The 16,750-nt window shown below is 72.9% G+C and carries 20 protein-coding genes; 6 read left to right on the top strand and 14 right to left on the bottom strand.

Annotated features, from left to right (window positions below):
* Positions 1–5 precede the first annotated feature (5 nt).
* Positions 6–377, top strand: a complete 372-nt coding sequence (locus tag ETD85_RS01935; protein WP_138687817.1) for a hypothetical protein — start codon at positions 6–8, stop codon at positions 375–377.
* 19 nt (positions 378–396) lie between these two features.
* Here ETD85_RS01935 and ETD85_RS01930 read toward each other — a convergent pair whose 3' ends face one another.
* The gene (locus ETD85_RS01930) at positions 397–1,086 is read right to left on the bottom strand and encodes a hypothetical protein (protein ID WP_138687816.1); all 690 of its coding nucleotides are present in this window, start codon (positions 1,084–1,086) and stop codon (positions 397–399) included.
* Between the two features lie 86 nt (positions 1,087–1,172).
* Entirely contained in the window at positions 1,173–1,727 is a 555-nt protein-coding gene (locus ETD85_RS01925) for a TetR/AcrR family transcriptional regulator (protein ID WP_240778767.1), read from the bottom strand.
* A gap of 106 nt (positions 1,728–1,833) precedes the next feature.
* Here ETD85_RS01925 and ETD85_RS01920 point away from each other — a divergent pair, with 106 nt between their 5' ends.
* On the top strand, positions 1,834–2,823 hold the full coding sequence (locus ETD85_RS01920; protein WP_138687815.1) for an aldo/keto reductase: 990 nt from the start codon (positions 1,834–1,836) through the stop codon (positions 2,821–2,823).
* Between the two features lie 4 nt (positions 2,824–2,827).
* Here ETD85_RS01920 and ETD85_RS01915 read toward each other — a convergent pair whose 3' ends face one another.
* Both ETD85_RS01915 and ETD85_RS01910 read right to left on the bottom strand, forming a co-directional pair.
* Positions 2,828–3,340 carry an SET domain-containing protein gene (locus ETD85_RS01915; protein WP_138687814.1) on the bottom strand — a complete coding sequence of 171 codons (513 nt, stop codon included), beginning with the start codon at positions 3,338–3,340 and terminating at the stop codon, positions 2,828–2,830.
* A gap of 20 nt (positions 3,341–3,360) precedes the next feature.
* Entirely contained in the window at positions 3,361–4,560 is a 1,200-nt protein-coding gene (locus ETD85_RS01910; RefSeq protein WP_138687813.1) for an FUSC family protein, read from the bottom strand.
* A 76-nt stretch (positions 4,561–4,636) separates the two neighbouring features.
* On the opposite strand from ETD85_RS01910, the gene ETD85_RS01905 reads away from it, so the two are divergent.
* The gene (locus ETD85_RS01905) at positions 4,637–5,251 is read left to right on the top strand and encodes a dienelactone hydrolase family protein (protein ID WP_138687812.1); all 615 of its coding nucleotides are present in this window, start codon (positions 4,637–4,639) and stop codon (positions 5,249–5,251) included.
* A 52-nt stretch (positions 5,252–5,303) separates the two neighbouring features.
* On the opposite strand, the gene ETD85_RS01900 is transcribed toward ETD85_RS01905, so the two are convergent.
* From ETD85_RS01900 to ETD85_RS01875, 6 genes are all read right to left on the bottom strand, one after another.
* Positions 5,304–6,158 carry a PHP domain-containing protein gene (locus ETD85_RS01900; protein WP_138687811.1) on the bottom strand — a complete coding sequence of 285 codons (855 nt, stop codon included), beginning with the start codon at positions 6,156–6,158 and terminating at the stop codon, positions 5,304–5,306.
* A 19-nt stretch (positions 6,159–6,177) separates the two neighbouring features.
* Positions 6,178–6,864 carry a zf-HC2 domain-containing protein gene (locus tag ETD85_RS01895; protein ID WP_170246462.1) on the bottom strand — a complete coding sequence of 229 codons (687 nt, stop codon included), beginning with the start codon at positions 6,862–6,864 and terminating at the stop codon, positions 6,178–6,180.
* Positions 6,865–6,869: 5 nt separating this feature from the next.
* Complete coding sequence (locus ETD85_RS01890) at positions 6,870–7,394, bottom strand: sigma-70 family RNA polymerase sigma factor (RefSeq protein WP_449290117.1); 525 nt, start codon at positions 7,392–7,394, stop codon at positions 6,870–6,872.
* 506 nt (positions 7,395–7,900) lie between these two features.
* Positions 7,901–8,263 carry a hypothetical protein gene (locus ETD85_RS01885; protein ID WP_138687809.1) on the bottom strand — a complete coding sequence of 121 codons (363 nt, stop codon included), beginning with the start codon at positions 8,261–8,263 and terminating at the stop codon, positions 7,901–7,903.
* Positions 8,260–9,459, bottom strand: a complete 1,200-nt coding sequence (locus ETD85_RS01880) for a protein kinase family protein (protein ID WP_138687808.1) — start codon at positions 9,457–9,459, stop codon at positions 8,260–8,262. Before ETD85_RS01880 ends, ETD85_RS01885 begins: the two co-directional genes overlap by 4 nt.
* 199 nt (positions 9,460–9,658) lie before the next feature.
* Positions 9,659–10,039 (bottom strand): VOC family protein, encoded by a 381-nt coding sequence (locus ETD85_RS01875; RefSeq protein WP_138687807.1) that lies wholly within the window; start codon positions 10,037–10,039, stop codon positions 9,659–9,661.
* 83 nt (positions 10,040–10,122) lie between these two features.
* On the opposite strand from ETD85_RS01875, the gene ETD85_RS01870 reads away from it, so the two are divergent.
* Positions 10,123–10,572, top strand: a complete 450-nt coding sequence (locus tag ETD85_RS01870) for a MarR family winged helix-turn-helix transcriptional regulator (RefSeq protein WP_138687806.1) — start codon at positions 10,123–10,125, stop codon at positions 10,570–10,572.
* Here the strand turns inward: ETD85_RS01870 and ETD85_RS01865 are convergent.
* Complete coding sequence (locus ETD85_RS01865; RefSeq protein WP_138687805.1) at positions 10,536–11,798, bottom strand: MFS transporter; 1,263 nt, start codon at positions 11,796–11,798, stop codon at positions 10,536–10,538. The two genes, ETD85_RS01870 and ETD85_RS01865, sit on opposite strands and share 37 nt — an antisense overlap.
* 84 nt (positions 11,799–11,882) lie before the next feature.
* Between ETD85_RS01865 and ETD85_RS01860 the strand changes: the two genes are divergently transcribed.
* Entirely contained in the window at positions 11,883–12,362 is a 480-nt protein-coding gene (locus tag ETD85_RS01860) for an RrF2 family transcriptional regulator (protein ID WP_138687804.1), read from the top strand.
* A 107-nt stretch (positions 12,363–12,469) separates the two neighbouring features.
* Here the strand turns inward: ETD85_RS01860 and ETD85_RS01855 are convergent, their stop codons facing one another.
* Together ETD85_RS01855 and ETD85_RS01850 are read right to left on the bottom strand one after the other, a co-directional pair.
* Positions 12,470–13,606 (bottom strand): sensor histidine kinase, encoded by a 1,137-nt coding sequence (locus ETD85_RS01855; RefSeq protein ID WP_138687803.1) that lies wholly within the window; start codon positions 13,604–13,606, stop codon positions 12,470–12,472.
* A gap of 8 nt (positions 13,607–13,614) precedes the next feature.
* Positions 13,615–14,268 (bottom strand): response regulator transcription factor, encoded by a 654-nt coding sequence (locus ETD85_RS01850; protein WP_138687842.1) that lies wholly within the window; start codon positions 14,266–14,268, stop codon positions 13,615–13,617.
* Positions 14,269–14,421: 153 nt separating this feature from the next.
* Between ETD85_RS01850 and ETD85_RS01845 the strand changes: the two genes are divergently transcribed.
* Entirely contained in the window at positions 14,422–15,678 is a 1,257-nt protein-coding gene (locus tag ETD85_RS01845; protein WP_206058025.1) for a serine hydrolase domain-containing protein, read from the top strand.
* A gap of 76 nt (positions 15,679–15,754) precedes the next feature.
* Here ETD85_RS01845 and ETD85_RS01840 read toward each other — a convergent pair whose 3' ends face one another.
* On the bottom strand, positions 15,755–16,678 hold the full coding sequence (locus ETD85_RS01840) for an AraC family transcriptional regulator (protein ID WP_138687802.1): 924 nt from the start codon (positions 16,676–16,678) through the stop codon (positions 15,755–15,757).
* Positions 16,679–16,750: the final 72 nt, after the last annotated feature.

Here is a 16,750-nt window from a genome sequence, read left to right as displayed (position 1 = left end):
TCAGGATGCTCAAGAACCATCTACGTCGAGACCTTCAGTGGCTCAAGCGCCAGGCTCGCAGGGACCGGCGGATCACGCTCGCTCTGCTGGCCGGCGTGCTGGCCGCCTGGGGACGCCAGCTCGCGCCGTGGCCCGCCCCACCCGCGGAGTCGCAGGTCCTGGCCGGGCTCTCGGTCGGGCTGTTCGCGGGCTCCGCGCTGACCTGGCTGGCCTCCGCGTACCTCGTCACCAGGACGATCCGGGTGCGCAAGGAGCCCGTGGAGGACGTGCGCCGGGCGTCCAGGGTCATCAGGAGCAAGGAGTGGGCGTTCTGGTCGGCCAGCGCCTACGTGGCCTGGCACCTGCTGCAGTTCGTCACCGCGCTGCTGCTGGGGTGACGGGGGCGTCGGCGGGGCGTCATCCACGGAATGGGGCCGGGTGACGCTCCGTCGTCCCGGCGCGCTCCAGGGGCCGCACCTGGATGCTCGTGCCGGTGTGGACGAACTGGACGATCTCGGCCGTGGTCAGCTCGGCCACGCCGAAATCGACGCCCGCGTGCTCGTCGCACCACTGGACGATCCGCTCCGGATCGGCGAGCGGGCCGGCGAAGTGGACGAGGCTGACGTACCAGCGGTCGCGGACCCGGCCGCGCTCCTGGTCCCGCACGCCGCGGGCGGCCAGCGCGCGGGCCAGGCGCGCCCAGAGCGTGGTCACGGTGTCGTCCTCGGGGTGGCCGCAGGCCAGGACGCCGCCCGCGTGCGGGCTCACGCCCGACAGGCGGATGCGCACCGGGGGCAGCCCGGCGGCGGCCTCGGCGAGCGCCGCGCCGTACACCCGGCGCAGCGGGTCGTCCTCGGGGATCTCCATGCGGTAGGGCTCAAGGGTTTTGACGGTGAAGTGCAGGGTCCCGCCGCCGTGCACCCAGTGGCCGGGCGCCCGGATGGTCGCGGCCAGCTCGGACAGGCGGTCCAGGACCTCGCCCGTGGGGCGGAGCACGGCCGAGGCTCCCCACCGCTGCGCGCCCTCCACCATGGGCACGTCGTACGTGGCCCGGCCGGACAGCAGGGCGGCCCGACCCGCGGCCCGGAACTCGGCGAAATCAGACATTCGAGCAGTATGCCAAAGCGGTGATCGCTCCAGAGGAGCAGCGGCGTCTCGCCGGGGGCGGGCCGCCATCCGCGCCCGCTCGGGCGTCAGGCGCGCAGGCCCTCACGGACGATGGCCAGCATGCGGGCCCTGGCGACCGGGTCCGCGGCCTTTCTCTCCCGGTCGATGCACCCGGTGAGCAGGGCCTTCACGTCCGCGATGTCGGCGTCGGCGCGGATCGCGCCCGACCGCTGCGCGCCCGCCAGCAGCCCTCCCCAGGCCCCCATGACGTCGTACCTGCTCTCCGCCGCCACCGCCCCGACGTCGAACCCGGCGCCCGCGAGCGCGTCCACCAGGCCGCGGTTCGCGGCGCCCTCCTCGACCATCAGGGAGAAGAACGCGAAGAACCCCTCCGCCGCCCCCTCGCGCTCCGCCAGCTCGGCCGCCTGCCGGACGAGCTGCTCCATGCGGCCGAGCAGGATCGCCTGGAACAGCGACTCCTTGGTCGGGAAGTGCCGGCTGACCGTCCCGGTGCCCACGCCGGCCCGGCGGGCGATCTCGTGGACGGGCACCGACAGGCCCTCCGCGGCGAACGTCTCGGCCGCCACCTCCAGGACGCGCGCCCTGTTGCGCTGGGCGTCGGCGCGCAATGGCCTGCTCATCCGGCACTCCGTTCCATGCTCGATAGACAAGCGGGATGGCCGTCCCGTATATTTCCGGACATAACCGGGACGTCCATCCCGATTCTACCCGTGACTGGAGACGCGCATGCGCATGGTCAAACTCGGCGACGGCCTTGAGGTGTCCGCTCTGGGGCTCGGCTGCATGGGGCTGAGCGAGTTCCTCGGCCCGACGGACAGGGACGAGTCGCTCGCCACCCTCAGGAAGGCCGCCGAGCTCGGCCTGACCTTCCTCGACACCTCCGACTACTACGGCATCGACTTTGCCAACGAACGCCTGATCGGCGACTTCCTGGCCGAGCGGCCACGCGAGGAGATCACGGTCGCCACCAAGTTCGCGGCGATCCGCGCGCCGGGCACCGGTGAGCTGGTGGGCGTGCGCAGCGACCCCGAGCACGTACGCGCCGCCTGCGAGGCGAGCCTGCGCCGCCTGGGCACCGATCACCTCGACCTCTACTACCTGCACCACCCCGACTTCACCACGCCGATCGAGGACACCGTGGGCGCCATGGCCGAGCTGGTCGCCGCCGGCAAGGTCCGCCACCTGGGGCTGTCCAACGTCTCGGCCGGCCGGCTCCGGGCCGGGCACCAGGTGCACCCGATCGCCGCGGTGCAGAACGAGTGGTCGCTGTTCTCCCGCGACGACGAGCCCTCGGTGGTGCCGGTCTGCGCCGAGCTGGGCATCGGGTACGTCGCGTACGCGCCGTTCAGCCGCGGCTTCCTGACCGGGCGGCACCTCTCCACCGAGGGCCTGGCGGAGGACGACATGCGGCGCGGGCTGCCCAGGTACGAGCCCGCGAACGCGGCACACAACGCCGCCCTGCTCGCCCCCGTCCGGCGCGTCGCCGAGGCGCGGGGGGCCACGATGGCCCAGGTCGCGCTCGCCTGGCTGCTCCACCGGTCGCGGGCGCACGACGTCCAGGTCGTGCCCATCCCCGGCACCCGCAGCGCGGACCGGCTGCGGGAGAACGCCGGCGCGGTCGACGTCGAGCTGACCGGTGAGGACCTCGCGGCACTCGAACCCATCGCCGCCCAGGTCGCGGGCGACCGCATGCCACCGCCGCCGGACCTGGGCTGAGGCGTCATCCCCCGATGAGCGCGCGCACCGCGGGCACCCAGTGCTCGCCGTAGCGTTCCTGGAGCTCCGGCCGCCGCCAGTCCTCGCCGGTGACCCGGCCGCGGCAGAGGGCGGCGCCGCACCGGCACTCCATGCCGAAGCCCGGCTCGGCCGTGCTGGTGGCGTAGTCGTTGGTCGCCTCCTCGCCGGGCCGCAGGTCGCGCCGGGCGGCCAGGGTGTAGGGGCCGGTCCACCACAGGTTGGGGTCGCAGGCGTGGTTGCCCTTGCCGTTCGGCCGCCCGGCCGGCAGGACCAGGTGCAGGTCCGCGGCCACGGCGATGGTGTCGACGTACGGGAGAGCGGGGTCGTCGATCAGCGCGCGCAGCCGGGCCGTGGACACCAGCCGCCCGCCCAGCCGGGAGACGACGGTGCCCGCGGGGATGGCGGCCGTGGCGAACAGGCCCGCGCCGGCGATGGGCGAAGGCCGTACCTCGAGGTGGGGGTGCAGCCAGCAGTCAGAGGCGGGAGGTTCGAGCATGACCCCAGCATGTACGGCACTCAGGTGCGCGCGGTGGGCGGGAAGGCGGCCTTGTGCGGGCCGGTGTCCGGGTCGAACTCGTGGCGGATCCTGGCGCAGTCGTCCAGCAACGCCCCCTGCAGCGCCCGGAACTCGTCGTTCTCCGTGCTCCCGAACTCGTGGGCCAGCTTGGACTGCAGGCGTTCGCCCTCGTCCAGGGCCGCGCACAGGTCGTGCATGTCCGCCTTCCTGCCGTGGCCGATCTGGAGGCGCCCGAAGTCGCGGAAGATGCGCGACAGGACCATCAGCTGCTCCGACAGCGCCCTCGGGAGGTCCGCCCCCTCCTCGCCCGGCAGGCCGCGTACGCCCGCTATCAGGTCCATCAGGCCGCGCGCTATCCCCCTGAGCTGGTGGCAGGCGTGGTCCAGGCAGGTGGCGGCGGCGGCCACCTGGCGCAGGCGGCGGTCGTACCGGCGGCGGCGCAGCGCCAGCCGGACCGACTCCGCCGCCTGGTCCGCGGACTCCTTCGTCTCCTCCAGCCGCTGTGACAGGCTCCTGGCCCGCTCCAGCCACTCGCGGGCCATGTCCTCGTCCCAGCCCTCGCCGAGGCCCTTGGCCATGTCCTCGGCCAGCTCGGCCAGCTCGTCGGACAGACCGCACACCTCCCTGACCGCCTCGTCCACGTAGCGCGGCGGGAGGACCAGGAGGTTCGCCACGATGCCCAGCGCCGCGCCCAGCACCACGTCCGCGAGCCGTTCGAAGCCGTAGGTCTTGCCCAGCGCGAACACCAGCAGCGCCGTGATCGGGATCTGCACGTTCTGGGCCGGGAGGTTGAGCAGCCGGGTCAGGACGAGCCCGGCGACCACCAGCGCGGCCAGCGTCGCCGCGTTGATGCCGATCAGCCAGGTCACGGCGGTAGCCGCGGCCACGCCCACGAGCACGGCCCCGACCTGCTGCACTCCCCTGATCACCGTGCTGTACGCCGTCGCGGAGACCGTCAAAAGCACGCCCACCGGCACGAGGATCGGCAGGTCCAGCTTGAGCACGTACAGCGCCAGCCACCAGCCCAGCACGCAGGTGCCGGTGACCTTGACGGTCTGGACGAGCGCGTCCCGCTCCATCCGCAGCCAGCGCCGCAGCCCCAGGCTCCGCAGGCGCCCGAGCGCCACCACCCCGCCCTTGACGACGCGTCCGAGCGGGGAGCCGGCCGGCTCGGTACCGCGCCCGGAATCCGTCTCCATGACAGGTCCATGCCCAGCCACGCAGCGGATAGAGCTGGGCTTATGCGGGTAGCGGCACAGCTGAGGGAGGTGGCACGTGTCCGGCGATCTGATCGTTCCCGACGCCGCTCATGGAGTGGTGGTCTTCGCGCACGGCAGTGGCAGCGGCCGGCTCAGCCCGCGCAACCGGTACGTGGCCGGCGCGCTCAACGAGGCCGGGCTGGGCACGCTGCTGTTCGACCTGCTCACCCCCGAGGAGGAGGCCGACCGGGCGAACGTGTTCGACATCGGGCTCCTGGCGGACCGGCTGCTCGGGCGTACCGGCTGGGTGCGCGAGCAACCCGAGGCCGCCGGGCTGCCGATCGGCTACTTCGGCGCCAGCACCGGCGCGGCGGCGGCGCTGTGGGCGGCGGCCGAGGCGGGCGACGAGATCGCCGCGGTCGTCTCGCGCGGCGGCCGGCCCGATCTGGCCGGGGCCCGGCTGGCGGAGGTACGCGCGCCGACCCTGCTCATCGTGGGCGGCAGGGATCCGGTGGTCGTGGAGCTGAACGAGCAGGCGCAGCGGAGCCTCGGCGCGGAGAGCCGGATGGTCGTGGTGCCGGGGGCCACCCACCTGTTCGAGGAGCCGGGGACGCTGGAGGCGGTGGCCGGGCACGCCCGGGACTGGTTCCGCACCCACTTCGCGGGACCACGCGAACGCCCGCAGGCTTGAGCGGCGGTGTGTCGCGGGCTCCAGCGGTCGCGGGCCTTAACGGTCGCGGGCTTCAGCGGTCGTGTGCCGTGACGGGGGTCGCGCCCGTCGCCGTGGCCGCAAGGCGCTCGTAGACCTCGGCCGACGTCGTCTCGCAGCCCAGCCGGTGCCCGGTCAGCTCCCCGTGGTCGTCGCTGGAGCCCGTCACGGCCAGTCCGAGGTCGCGGGCCAGCCCCCGGATGTGGTCCCGGGCGCCGGCGTCGTGATCCAGGTGATCGGCCTCCACGCCGAAGAGCCCGGCCCGCGCCAGCTCGGCGATCCACTCGTCCGGCACGACCTGGCCGCGCTTGACCGCCTTCGGATGGGCCAGCACCGTCACTCCGCCCGCCGCCCGCACCAGGCGCACGGCCCGCTCGGGCGCGAGCGCGTAGCGGGTCACGTGGGCGCGGCCGCCCGTACCGATCCAGTCCGGGGTGAAGGCGAGCTCAGGCGTGGCGATCGCGCCTGCCGCGACCATGGCGCGGGCGATGTGCGGCCGCCCGACCGGCCCGCCTGCCGCCAGCTCGGACACCTGCTCCCAGGTGACCGGCACGCCCAGCTCGACCAGCCGCTCGACGGTGGCCCGGCCGCGCTGCTCGCGGGCCCGCCTGATGCGTACGCACTCGGCCTGGAGCTCGGGCTCGAACGGGTCGAACAGGTAGGCGAGCATGTGGATGCTCTGCCCGGCCCGCCGGCAGGACAGCTCCATGCCCGGCACCAGCGTCAGCCCGCCGGGCAGCGCCTCGATCGCCGCCCGGTGCCCGGCGACGGTGTCGTGGTCGGTCAGCGCGAGCACGTCGAGCCCCCGCTCGCGAGCCCGGCGCACCACGTCGGCCGGGGGCTGTGTCCCGTCGGACGCGGTGCTGTGGCTGTGCAGGTCTATGCGCATCGTCCCCGATCGTAGGCCGTCACACGGCGACGGTGCCCAGGGTCCTGCCGTCGAAGGTCTCGATCGTGAAGTGGTTCAGGTCGGATTGGGGAAGGCTGGTGCCGCCGTGCAGGACGAGGGGGTCGGGGGAGCCGGCGACGCCGTACCCCTTGGCCGGGACTCCCCAGCTCGCCACGACCTCCGAACGGCCGTCGTCGCCGACCGCCAGGAGGCGGCACTGCAACGGGCCCTTGACACCCTTCAGCTCCAGCGCGACGTGGGTGCCCCAGCCCTTGTCCTCCAGGCCGACGACGCCGGACACGCCGGTGGCCGAGTCGGAGAGGGCATACGTCCGCCCGGTGAGCAGCAGGTCGCGGGCCGGGCCGTGAACGCTGTCCGGGTTCGGGGCGCTGGTCATGGAGCTGACCGCGAGGAAGACGCCGGCCGCGACCACCAGGCACGCGGCGGCGGACATGAACGTGCGGTGGATCCGCCGGCGCCTGCGCTCCGTGGCGGCCCGGCGTACCAGAAGGGACTCGACCTGCGGATCGGGCGGATTGGGCAGCAGGTCGTCCGGATGCACACCCTTGATGAGCTCCCCCATCGCCGCGAAGGCCCCTACCTCGTCGGCGCAGCTGTCACATCCCCGTAGATGGTGTTCGAACTCGGTCCGCTCCCCTTCGTCGAGCAGGCCGAGCGCGTACGCGGCCACATCTTCGTGACGCACCTCCGTCATGGCAACGTCACCCCCCTTTCTTCGAGCGCCACGCGCAGCGCGCGCATGGCGTAGTACACCCGTGACTTCACCGTGCCGACCGGCACCCCGATCGCCTCAGCGGCCTCCGCAGCCGTCCGATCCAGCAGAAACGTTTCCGTCAGCACCTGTCGGTGCGCGGGAGAGAGCGAGAGCATCGCGTCCGTCACGACGATCTCGCGGAGCAGGCGCTCGTCCTCAGCGGCCACGGGCTGCACGCGGTCGGAGATGTCCTCGACGGTGTCGAGGGGGCGCGCGCCCGAGCGGCGGTGGTTGTCGATGACGACGCGACGGGCCACCGTCGCCAGCCAGGGCATCAGCGAGCCCGACTCCGTGCGCAGGTCGTGCAGGTTGCGCCAGGCGCGTACCAGGGTTTCCTGTACGACGTCCTCGGCCCAGCGCCGATCGCCGCCCGTCAGCCGGACGGCGAAGGCCATCAGGGGGGCGCCGTATTCGCGGTAGAGGGCTCGGACCATGGCCTCGTCAGTTACGCGGTGATTCACAAGGGTGTGAGCTCCTTGCGGTGCGGATATCCTAAAATATCGCGCTGATATTGGAATTGTTACTCTAGCCACCCGCAGGGGCGAAGGTCAGGTACTTTGCCGCTCTCGCTATGCATCTAGATTTAGCGGATAAATCGTGCTCGGTCGGCCGAAGCAGCGATTATGATCATCAGGTTGGGTGGTCGGGTCCGGGCCGCCGGATCCTCCTTCCGGCCCGCCCGGCGGCGACGACGCCCGCCGTCACGGGCCCCGGGCACCGCCGGGGAGGCGCGGCCACACCTCGCGCCCACCCGCCGGGGCGGGCGTCGAACTCCTGTTCTTTCCTGCTGCCGCTGCCGCATGGCCGCGTGCGTGCTCGCGCGGCGACGGGTGTGATCGGGGGCACATTCCTGGCAGCAGAAAATGTGCATTTTTCAACGGGAGCGCTAATGCGCGGGAAATATGGCGTGATCGGGGTGAACAAAAGGCGCAACAGCGGATCAGACGCTCGGCCGAACCCGTGGACGTCAGCCATAGCCGCGCTCCTCGTCGACGTCACCGGGGGCGCGCTTCTGCGGCGCCGCGTCATAGCCGTAGTCCGAGTCCGAGCCTGATTCCGGATCCTGCTCCGGTGGCGCGGTGTCGTACCCCTCGTCCGGATACTCCTCCTCCGAGTACTCCTCCTCCGGGTACTCCTCCTTCGGGACCGGGTTTGCGGGCGGCGTCGTCTCGGGGCTCTTCGCCGGGCTCGGGGCCGGCGAGGACGGCTTGACGTAGGCCGGTCTCGTGGTGGTCGCGGGGGATACGCCGTCCGTCAGCGCGAACGCCAGCGAAGCCCCGATCGTCGCCACCAGGACCCCGGTGAGCACCCCGACCCCGAGCGGCTTCATCTCGTCCTCCCCGCGCCGCCGACCGACGGCTCGCCGAGGCTCACGTTCTGGGAGTCCCGCCCTGCGGCCTGACCGGAGATCAGGGTGACGGCTCCCGCCAGGGCCGCCACGATCAGCGCGCCGATCACGACACCGACCAGGAACGACGGCCTGCGCCAGACCGGCGCGGACGGTGTCTCCAGGGTCTCCGGTTCGAAGAGCCGCCGATCAGGCCGCCCGACCGGCCCTGATCCCAGCAGGTCCGACCAGTAACGATCGGACTCCAGCTCGTCCGGGACGGCATGACCTGCCTCCAGCCGGTCGGACAGCAAGGTGTCATCTGATCCGGCCCGTTCCGACCTGTTCCGAGCAGGCACCGCCCGTTCGGCACCAGCCCGACCACGCTCGCCCCGCCCCGGACGGGACCGAGGCTGCTCGACCTGGCTCGGGCGGGACCGAGACGGCTCGCCCCGATCCGACCGGGGATGAGACTGCTCGCCCCGATCCGACCGGGGATGAGATTGCTCCGCTCGGGCCGATTCGGCGCGGCCGGGCCCCAGCTGGACCGGCCCGTAACCCCCGAGATCCACCCGACCCGACCAGACCCGGGACGCCCCCACCCGAGCCGCACCAGCACCCCGGGCCCGGGCACCCCTGGGCCGGGACCGCCGCCTGGCAGGGGGCGGTTCGGGCTGAGGTTCGTCCGGTCTCGTGCGGTTCTCGGCCTCCAGCAGGAGGTCGTTGAGCGTGTCACGGTCGGGGGTCCCCGGGTAGCCGAGGAGGGTGTGCACCAGGTCCACGGCGGTCGGGCGGGTCGCCGGGTCCCGGCGGTGGCAGTCCTCGATCATCATGCACAGCCTGGGGAGCAGCCAGTCGAGGCCGGGCTCCGCACTCTGCCACTGCCCGGTGGCGGCGTACACGATCACGTCCGCCCAGTCCCGCACGTCGCTCGACGGGAACTGGCTGTCGCGCGGCCCGGGCGCGAAGGACACCTGCCCCCGGGCCCCGATCATCACGTTCGCCGGGTTGAGCCGCAGGCCGGCGATCCCGGCCAGGTGCAGCCGTGCCATGGTGGCGGCGCTGCCGAGTGCGAACAGATAAAGCGCCTCGCCCTCGAAGGGCCCCGCAGCCCGTACGACGTCGCCCAGCGACGCGCCGTCCCCCAGGTAGTCGTGCGGCCGGAGAGCCAGGCCGCCGCTCCATCCCTGAAATTCCATCGCCATTCCCGTCCGCGCCGGTCATCGCTTGCGGGCACGCCGATGTTCGTGCAGGTGAGTCGGCATTTTCCGGCCATCGGCGAGTGCCGTTCCGTCTCGTGGTACGCCGCCGCCCCGGACCGGGTTCAACCTCGCCAGGTAAATCTCCGTAGCCGACCGAATGGTTATGGCCGGGCGGCGATCACGTACGCGATCCGGGTCACAGCGGCGGGACCGCCGTGAACAACTCGTAGCTGTGGCCGTTGGGATCGCGCACGTACACGCCGCGCCCGCCCCCGAGGTGGTTGACCTCGCGGTCCCACCCGTTCATGGGTCCGGAGCCGTAGTCGATCGACGTGCTGCGCCGCAGCCGGTCCAGCACCGCGTCGAACGTGGCCTCGTCCACGAGGAAAGCGTAGTGACCCGGCTGGGAGACGAGGTGGCGGTCGTCGAAGTCGAGCGTGAGGTCGCCGTTCACCCTGACAGGGGTGAACGGGCCGGCCGGGACGCCCACCTCCAGCCCCAGCAGGTCGGCGAAGAACGTGGCCGCCGCGCGCCGGTCGGCGGCGGGCACGATCAGGTGGTTCATGACGATGGTCATGTGGCACCCCTTCGAGAGAATGCATGCGTTTCGCACACAATAACATGTGCGAAACGCATGCGATCTGCCGTAGGGTGTCGGGCATGGATGTGACGGAGGTGGAGGGCGGGCCGGCGCTGTTCCGGCTGGTGCGCTTCTGGTCGCGGCGGTGGGCCGGGCGGGCGTCGGAGGAGCTGACCGGCGAGTCGCGTCACGTTCAGCACATCCTGGTCGTGGAGGCGGCCCACACGAGCGCGGGCGAGGGCGAGCCGCCCACCGTGGGCACCGTGGCCCACCAGCTCGGGCTCGACCACTCGGGGGCCAGCCGCATGGTGAAGGACGCCGTGGAGGCGGGTTACCTCGCGCGCGACACCTCCGTACGAGATCGGCGCCGAGCCTCGCTGCGGCTCACGAAGAGCGGGCACGCGTTGCTGGCCGGGTCCCGCCAGTGGCAGCGGCAGGCGTTCGAGGAGCTGACCGCCGGGTGGGACGAGCGGGATAGGCGGCAGTTCGGGGCCTACCTGCTCCGGCTCGCCGACGACGTGGGCGCCTGACGCAGGCGGGCGATCAGGAGGAGCGCCGCCACCGTGAGCAGGCCCAGCAGGCCGAACGCGAGCCGGAAATCCCCTGTCGCGTCCCGCAACGCGCCCACCAGGACCGGGGCCAGCGCCGCGCAGGCGTACCCGACGAAGAAGGCCATGGCGCTGATCCGCCCGGCCTCCCCCGCGTCCCGGCTGATCACCACCGGCAGCGTCAGCACCAGCGTGAACAGGCCCCCGTGGCCGATCCCGAGCGCGGCGATCCACAGCCACGTCGCCGCGCCGGGCGCGAGGGCCAGCCCCAGGAAACCGGCGGCGGTCAGCAGGGTCGTGATCGCCAGCCCGGCCCGCCTGTCCCGGCCCTCGCCGAGCAGTGCGGGCACGGCCAGCATGGCGACGACCTGGACGGAGATCATCACGGTCAGCAGCACGCCGGCGGCGACCGTACCGACGCCTCCGTCCTCGTGCAGCAGCGGCGCCACCCAGGCCAGCTCGCAGTAGTAGAGCGCCGAGTTCGCGGCCGACAGCACGGTCACGCGCCAGGCCACCGGGCTGCGCCAGGGCAGGCCGCTACGCCGGGGCACCGGGCTGCGCCAGGGCAGGCCGCTGCGCCAGGGCAGTCCGCTGGCTTCCGTCGCGGGCCCCGTGGCGGAAGCGTCGCCGTCCAGGGCGAGTGAGCCCCGGCTCGCCTGCCACAGCACCATGCCCGCCACCGCCAGCACCACCCACGAAGCGAGCGCTCCCGGCCACGAGCCGAGCGCGTCGGCGAGCGGCGCGCCGACGCCGGCCGCGACCGCGCCGCCGAGGCCGAGACCGGCCGTGTAGATGCCGGTGACCAGGCTCGCGCGCCCGGCCCACCGCGTCTTGACCACGGCGGGCAGCAGCGTCTGCGCGATCGCGATCCCGGCGCCGACCGCCGCCGCGCAGGTGAGCTGCACCCAGGTCGCGCCGCCGAGCCCGCGGGCGGCAGTGGCCGCCGCGATGACGGCGAGCCCCAGCAGGACGCCGCGGTGCAGCCCCCACCTGCGGCCCACGACCGCGGCCAGAGGCGCGCACACGCCCATGGCCAGCGTCGGGATGGTCGTCAGCAGCGACACCCCGGTCGCGGAAAGATCCAGGTCCGTACGGATGCGGTCCACGAGCGGCGACACCGCGGCGATCGCGGGCCGCAGATTGGCCGCCGCCACGAACAACGCCACGACGCCCACCCCGAGCGCCATCCGGCTGCCCTCTTTCACCATGGATCTCCCAACGATCGATCTCGGATAAGTGATGTCCGAGTTCTACCACAACCCGGACATTTGTTGTCCGATAGGGTGGAGGCCATGAAGCTGTCGAACGGGGTGGAGTGGGCGCTGCACAGCTGCGTCACGCTCAGCCAGAGCGAGGATCCCGTGCCCGCGGCGCGCCTGGCCGAGCTGCACGGCACCCCTCCGGCGTACCTGGCCAAGCACCTTCAGGCGCTGTCCAGGGCGGGCATCGTGCACTCGACCGCGGGCCAGGTCGGCGGCTACGTCCTGACCCGGCCGGCGGCGGAGATCAGCGCGCTCGACGTGGTGCGCGCCATCGACGGGACCGAGCCCGCCTACCGGTGCACCGAGATCCGCCGGCGCGGGCCGCTGGCCGTGCCCGCCGAGCGGTGCCAGACCCCGTGCGCGATCGCCCGCGCCATGGCGGCCGCGCAGGACGCCTGGTCGGCCGCCCTGGCCGCGATCACCATCGCCGACCTCGCCGAGCGCATCGACGCCGACAGCGACGGCACCGCGATGGCCGACGTCCGCCGCTGGCTCGCATCAACAGGCTGACCCGCAGCCTGCTTCGCGGCGTGATAGCACCTGTCCAGAGCGACGTCCGCCGTCGTCGGACGCGCGGGAGCGCGGGAGCGCACGTCCGGCACGCCAAGGCCGTCGCGTCATGCCGGACGGAATCTGACCCGCACCTGCAAGCCGCCCTCCGCGCGCGGCCAGGTGTCGAGCTGGGCGTCATGGGCGGTGGCGATGGCGGCCACGATGGACAGCCCCAGCCCGCTCCCCCGCCCGGTCCGGTCCGCCGCCGGCTTGTGGAACGGCTCGAACAGGGCATCCACCTGGTCGGCGGGAATGACCGGTCCGCTGTTGCTCACCCGCAGCGCCGGCCGGCCGCCGTCGAGACCGGTCCAGACCCGTACCCAGCCTCCAGCCATGTTGTGGCGTACGGCGTTGTCCACCAGGTTGGCCGCCAGCCGCTGCACCAGCGTCGGATCGCCCGGGGCGCAGGCCGCGCCCAGCTCCACCTCCACCCGCAGCCCGCGCCTGGCGGCCTCCTCGCGGGCGGAGCCGAGGGCGGTCGAGGCGGCCTCCGCCAGGTCCACGTCGTGGAGCCGGTCCAGCCCGCGCTGGCTGCGGGCGAGGGTGAGGAGCGCCTCGATGAGCCGCTCCTGTTCCTGGTTGCCGGCGAGTGCCCGCTCGCAGACGGCGCGCAGGTCCTGTACGCCGGCGCCGGGATCGGCCAGGGCTATCTCCAGCAGGCTCCGCTCGAAGGTCAGCGGGGTGCGCAGCTCGTGTGAGGCGTTGGCCACGAACGCCCGCTGCGCCTGGAACGCGGCCTCCAGGCGGCCGAGCAGCCCGTCGATCGTGTCCGCCAGGTCCTTGATCTCGTCATCGGGCCCCTGCGCGGCCAGCCGCTCGTGCAGGTTGCGCGCGGAGATCTCCCGTGTGGTCGTGATGATCGTCCGCAGTGGCCGCAGCACGCGCCCCGCCACCACCCAGCCGAGCCCTGCCGAGACGAACGTCATCAGCGCCAGCGCCAGCACCGAGGCCGTCAGGAACTGCCTGAGGTCCTCGGCCCGCTGCCGGGCCGGCCCGTTCTGGAGCCCCGTCACGGGCATCGCCGGCCGCGTGATCGCGCCCCCCAGATCGGGCTGGACCGGCGGCTCCACCTTCACGAACGGCAACACGTGGTCCGCGAGCACGTAGGTGACGCAGAGCAGCAGCGCCCCCGTCCCGAGGACCAGGCCGCCGTACAGGAGCGTCAGCCGCAGCCGTACGGTCCACCGCGTGGCCGGCGTCATGTGGGCCACTACAGCCGGTAGCCCGCGTGGGGGACCGTTTCGACCAGCGGCGGGTCGCCCAGCTTGCGGCGCAGGCGGCTGACGGTCACCTTGACGGTGGCGGTGAAGGGGTCGGCGGCCTCGTCCCAGGCGCGTTCCAGCAGCTCCTCGGCGGAGACCGCGCGGCCTTCGGCGGCCAGCAGGAGCTCCAGGACGGCGAACTCCTTGGGGCTCAGGTCGAGACGGCGGCCGGTCCTGGTGGCGACGCGGCGGCCGGGGTCGAGGCGCAGATCGCCGTGCACCAGGATCGGAGGGACGGCGGGCTGCGCTCGCCTGGCCAGCGCCCGGATGCGGGCCACGAGCTCGGCGAACGCGAAGGGCTTGGGCAGGTAGTCGTCGGCGCCGTAGCTCAACCCGTCGACCCTGTCGTCGATGGTGGCGGCGGCGGTGAGCATCAGCACCCGTGCCGGGTAGCGTTCGGACACCAGCGTCCGGCACACCTCGTCCCCGTGCAGGCCCGGCAGGTCGCGGTCGAGCACCACGACCTCGTAGCGGTTGACGAAGGTGCGTTCCAGCGCCTGCGCGCCGTCGTACGCCACGTCGATCGCCATGCCCTCGCGGCGCAGCCCGCCCGCCAGCGTCTCGGCGAGCTCGCGATGGTCCTCCACCACCAGCACCCGCATCGCGCATCCCCCGACCACCGGCATCGACGACCTTGGCAGTATCCCGGTCGAGGGGTTACAGCGAGGTAAAGGCCGCCGTTCCGTCCCGGTAACCGGCATTCCGGTGGAGTACCTCCTGGCAACCGATCGTCGATCTTCCGAGGAGGGGTTCACTTGCCCGTCAGCAGCAGCGTCTCGTCATCCCGCCGGTTCGGCCCGCGTCTCATGGCGGTCGCGGCGGCGGCCGGGGTCGTGGTGGCGGCGTCCGCGTCGGCCCGGCCGCCGTCGCCCGTGCCGTCCACGCCGGAGCAGCCGATCACGCCGCCTGCGGTCCTCGCCGAGCCGGAGGTGGACAGCGCGACCCTGGCCCGGCTACGGGAGGACGTACGAGCTGTGCGCGCCACCGGGGTGGTCGGGGTGCTCGGCGAGGTGGACACCGGAGCAGGACGGCTGCCCGCACGCAGCGGGGTCGCCGACCGCGCCACCGAGGCAGCCATGCCGCTGAACGGCTACTTCCGGATCGGCAGCACCACCAAGACCTTCGTCGCCACGGTCGTGCTCCAACTGGCCGGCGAGGGCAGGCTGGCGCTGGACGACACCGTGGAGAAGTGGCTGCCCGGGGTCGTGCGTGGCAACGGCAACGACGGACGCGAGGTCACCGTACGGCAGCTTCTCCAGCACACCAGCGGCATCCCCGAATACCTGCGCCCGGCCACCTCGCCGCGGCAGTGGCGGCGGGAACGGCTGCGGACCTGGCAGCCCGGGCAACTCGTCGCGCTGGCCATGAAGCGGAAGCCGTCCTTCGCGCCCGGCGCAGAGTGGGGCTATTCCAACACCAATTACGTCCTCGCCGGCATGATCATCCGCAGGGTCACCGGGTACGACTGGGCTGAGGAGGTCAGGCAGCGCGTCCTGACCCCGCTGGCCCTGCGGCACACCGTCATCCCCGGCGCCGACCCGTACCTGCCCGATCCGCACGCCAGGGCCTACACCCGCTTCACGCCGGACGCCAAGCTGACGGACGTCACCACGCACGACCAGACCCTGGGCGACGCGGCCGGAGCGATGATCAGCACCACCGGCGACCTCAACCGGTTCTTCCGCGCCCTGCTGGGCGGCAGGCTTCTCGCGCCGGCGCAGCTGGCCGAGATGCGGAAGACCGTCCCGGCCAAGGCGCTTCAGGCCATGGGCGTCACCGGGGCCGCCTACGGCCTGGGGCTCATGTACCGCCCGCTGAGCTGCGGCGGCGGCTACTGGGGGCACGGCGGGGACGAGGCCGGCTTCAGCACCAGGGCAGGCGTCGCAGGGGACGGCAGGCGCAGCGTGGCGGTCGAGGTCACCTCCCGCTCTCCCGCCGACCTGAAGGCCCTGCTGCGCACCGACCGCGCCCTTTCGACCCTGGTCGACCACGCCCTCTGCGGCACCGGCTGATCAGCCGGCCCAGGCCGGCGGACGGCACTCTCCGACGCCCCTACAGTCGCCTGCGGGGTCTTGTCGCTCACCGTATTCAGGCCGCCGCGGCTCGGCGGCGGTACCGGCCGGGCGCGAGGCCGAACTCCCGCTTGAAGGCGTTGCCGAAGGCGAACTCCGACCCGTACCCCACCCGCTCGGCCACCTGCGCCACCGACGCGTCGGACTCGCGCAGCAGGCGCGCCCCGCTAACCAGCCGCCACCAGGTCAGGTACGCCAGCGGCGGCTGCCCGACCAGCTCCGTGAAGCGGCGGGCGAAGGCGGCGCGCGACATGCCCGCGTGGGCGCCGAGCGACTCGACCGTCCAGCGGCGGGCCGGGTCGCGGTGGATGGCGTCGAGCGCGCGGCCGACGCCGGGGTCGGCCAGCGCGGCGGCCCAGCCGGACAGCGTGCAGGGCTCGTCCTGGGTCTCGAAGTAGGCCCGCAGGACGTACAGCTGCAGCATGTCAAGCAGGGACGACACGACGGTGTCCGCGCCGGGACGCGGGCTGTCGATCTCGGCGGCCAGCAGCTCGACGGCGGCCCGCAGCTCCGGGTGGCTGCCGAGCGTCGCAGGCAGGTGGATCACGCCGGGCAGCGAGCCCAGGAGCGGGTGCGTCCTGTCGAGGTCGAGCAGGTAGCCGCAGGACAGGACCACCGTCTCGGCCCCGGCGCCGCCGAGATCGGTGGAGGCGAACAGCCCGGAATGCGGGGCGCAGCCCGACTCGACCAGCGGCCGCGCGGGATCGTCGGCCAGCCCGAACGAGTCGCCGTGCGGCAGGAACACCAGGTCGCCCATGCTCAGCGGAACAGGCTCGCCATCCGGGAGGATGAGCCAGCAGGACCCGCGCAGCACCACCTGGAAGCCCGCGGACCCGGGCACCGCGGGAAACGACACGCCCCAGGGCGCCCGCCAGGAGACGCGGACGGAGGTGGGCCGCCCGCACCGCATGAAGGCCACCACATCGCTGAGCACATCCATGCGCTGAGTCTATGACCTGAGACGATGACGTATAAACACTGGACAGCAGCGCATTCAGTATCCCAGCAGATC

The organism is Nonomuraea zeae, assembly GCF_005889725.1.
GTDB lineage: Bacteria > Actinomycetota > Actinomycetes > Streptosporangiales > Streptosporangiaceae > Nonomuraea > Nonomuraea zeae.
This window is presented reverse-complemented; position numbering and strand designations above follow the sequence as displayed.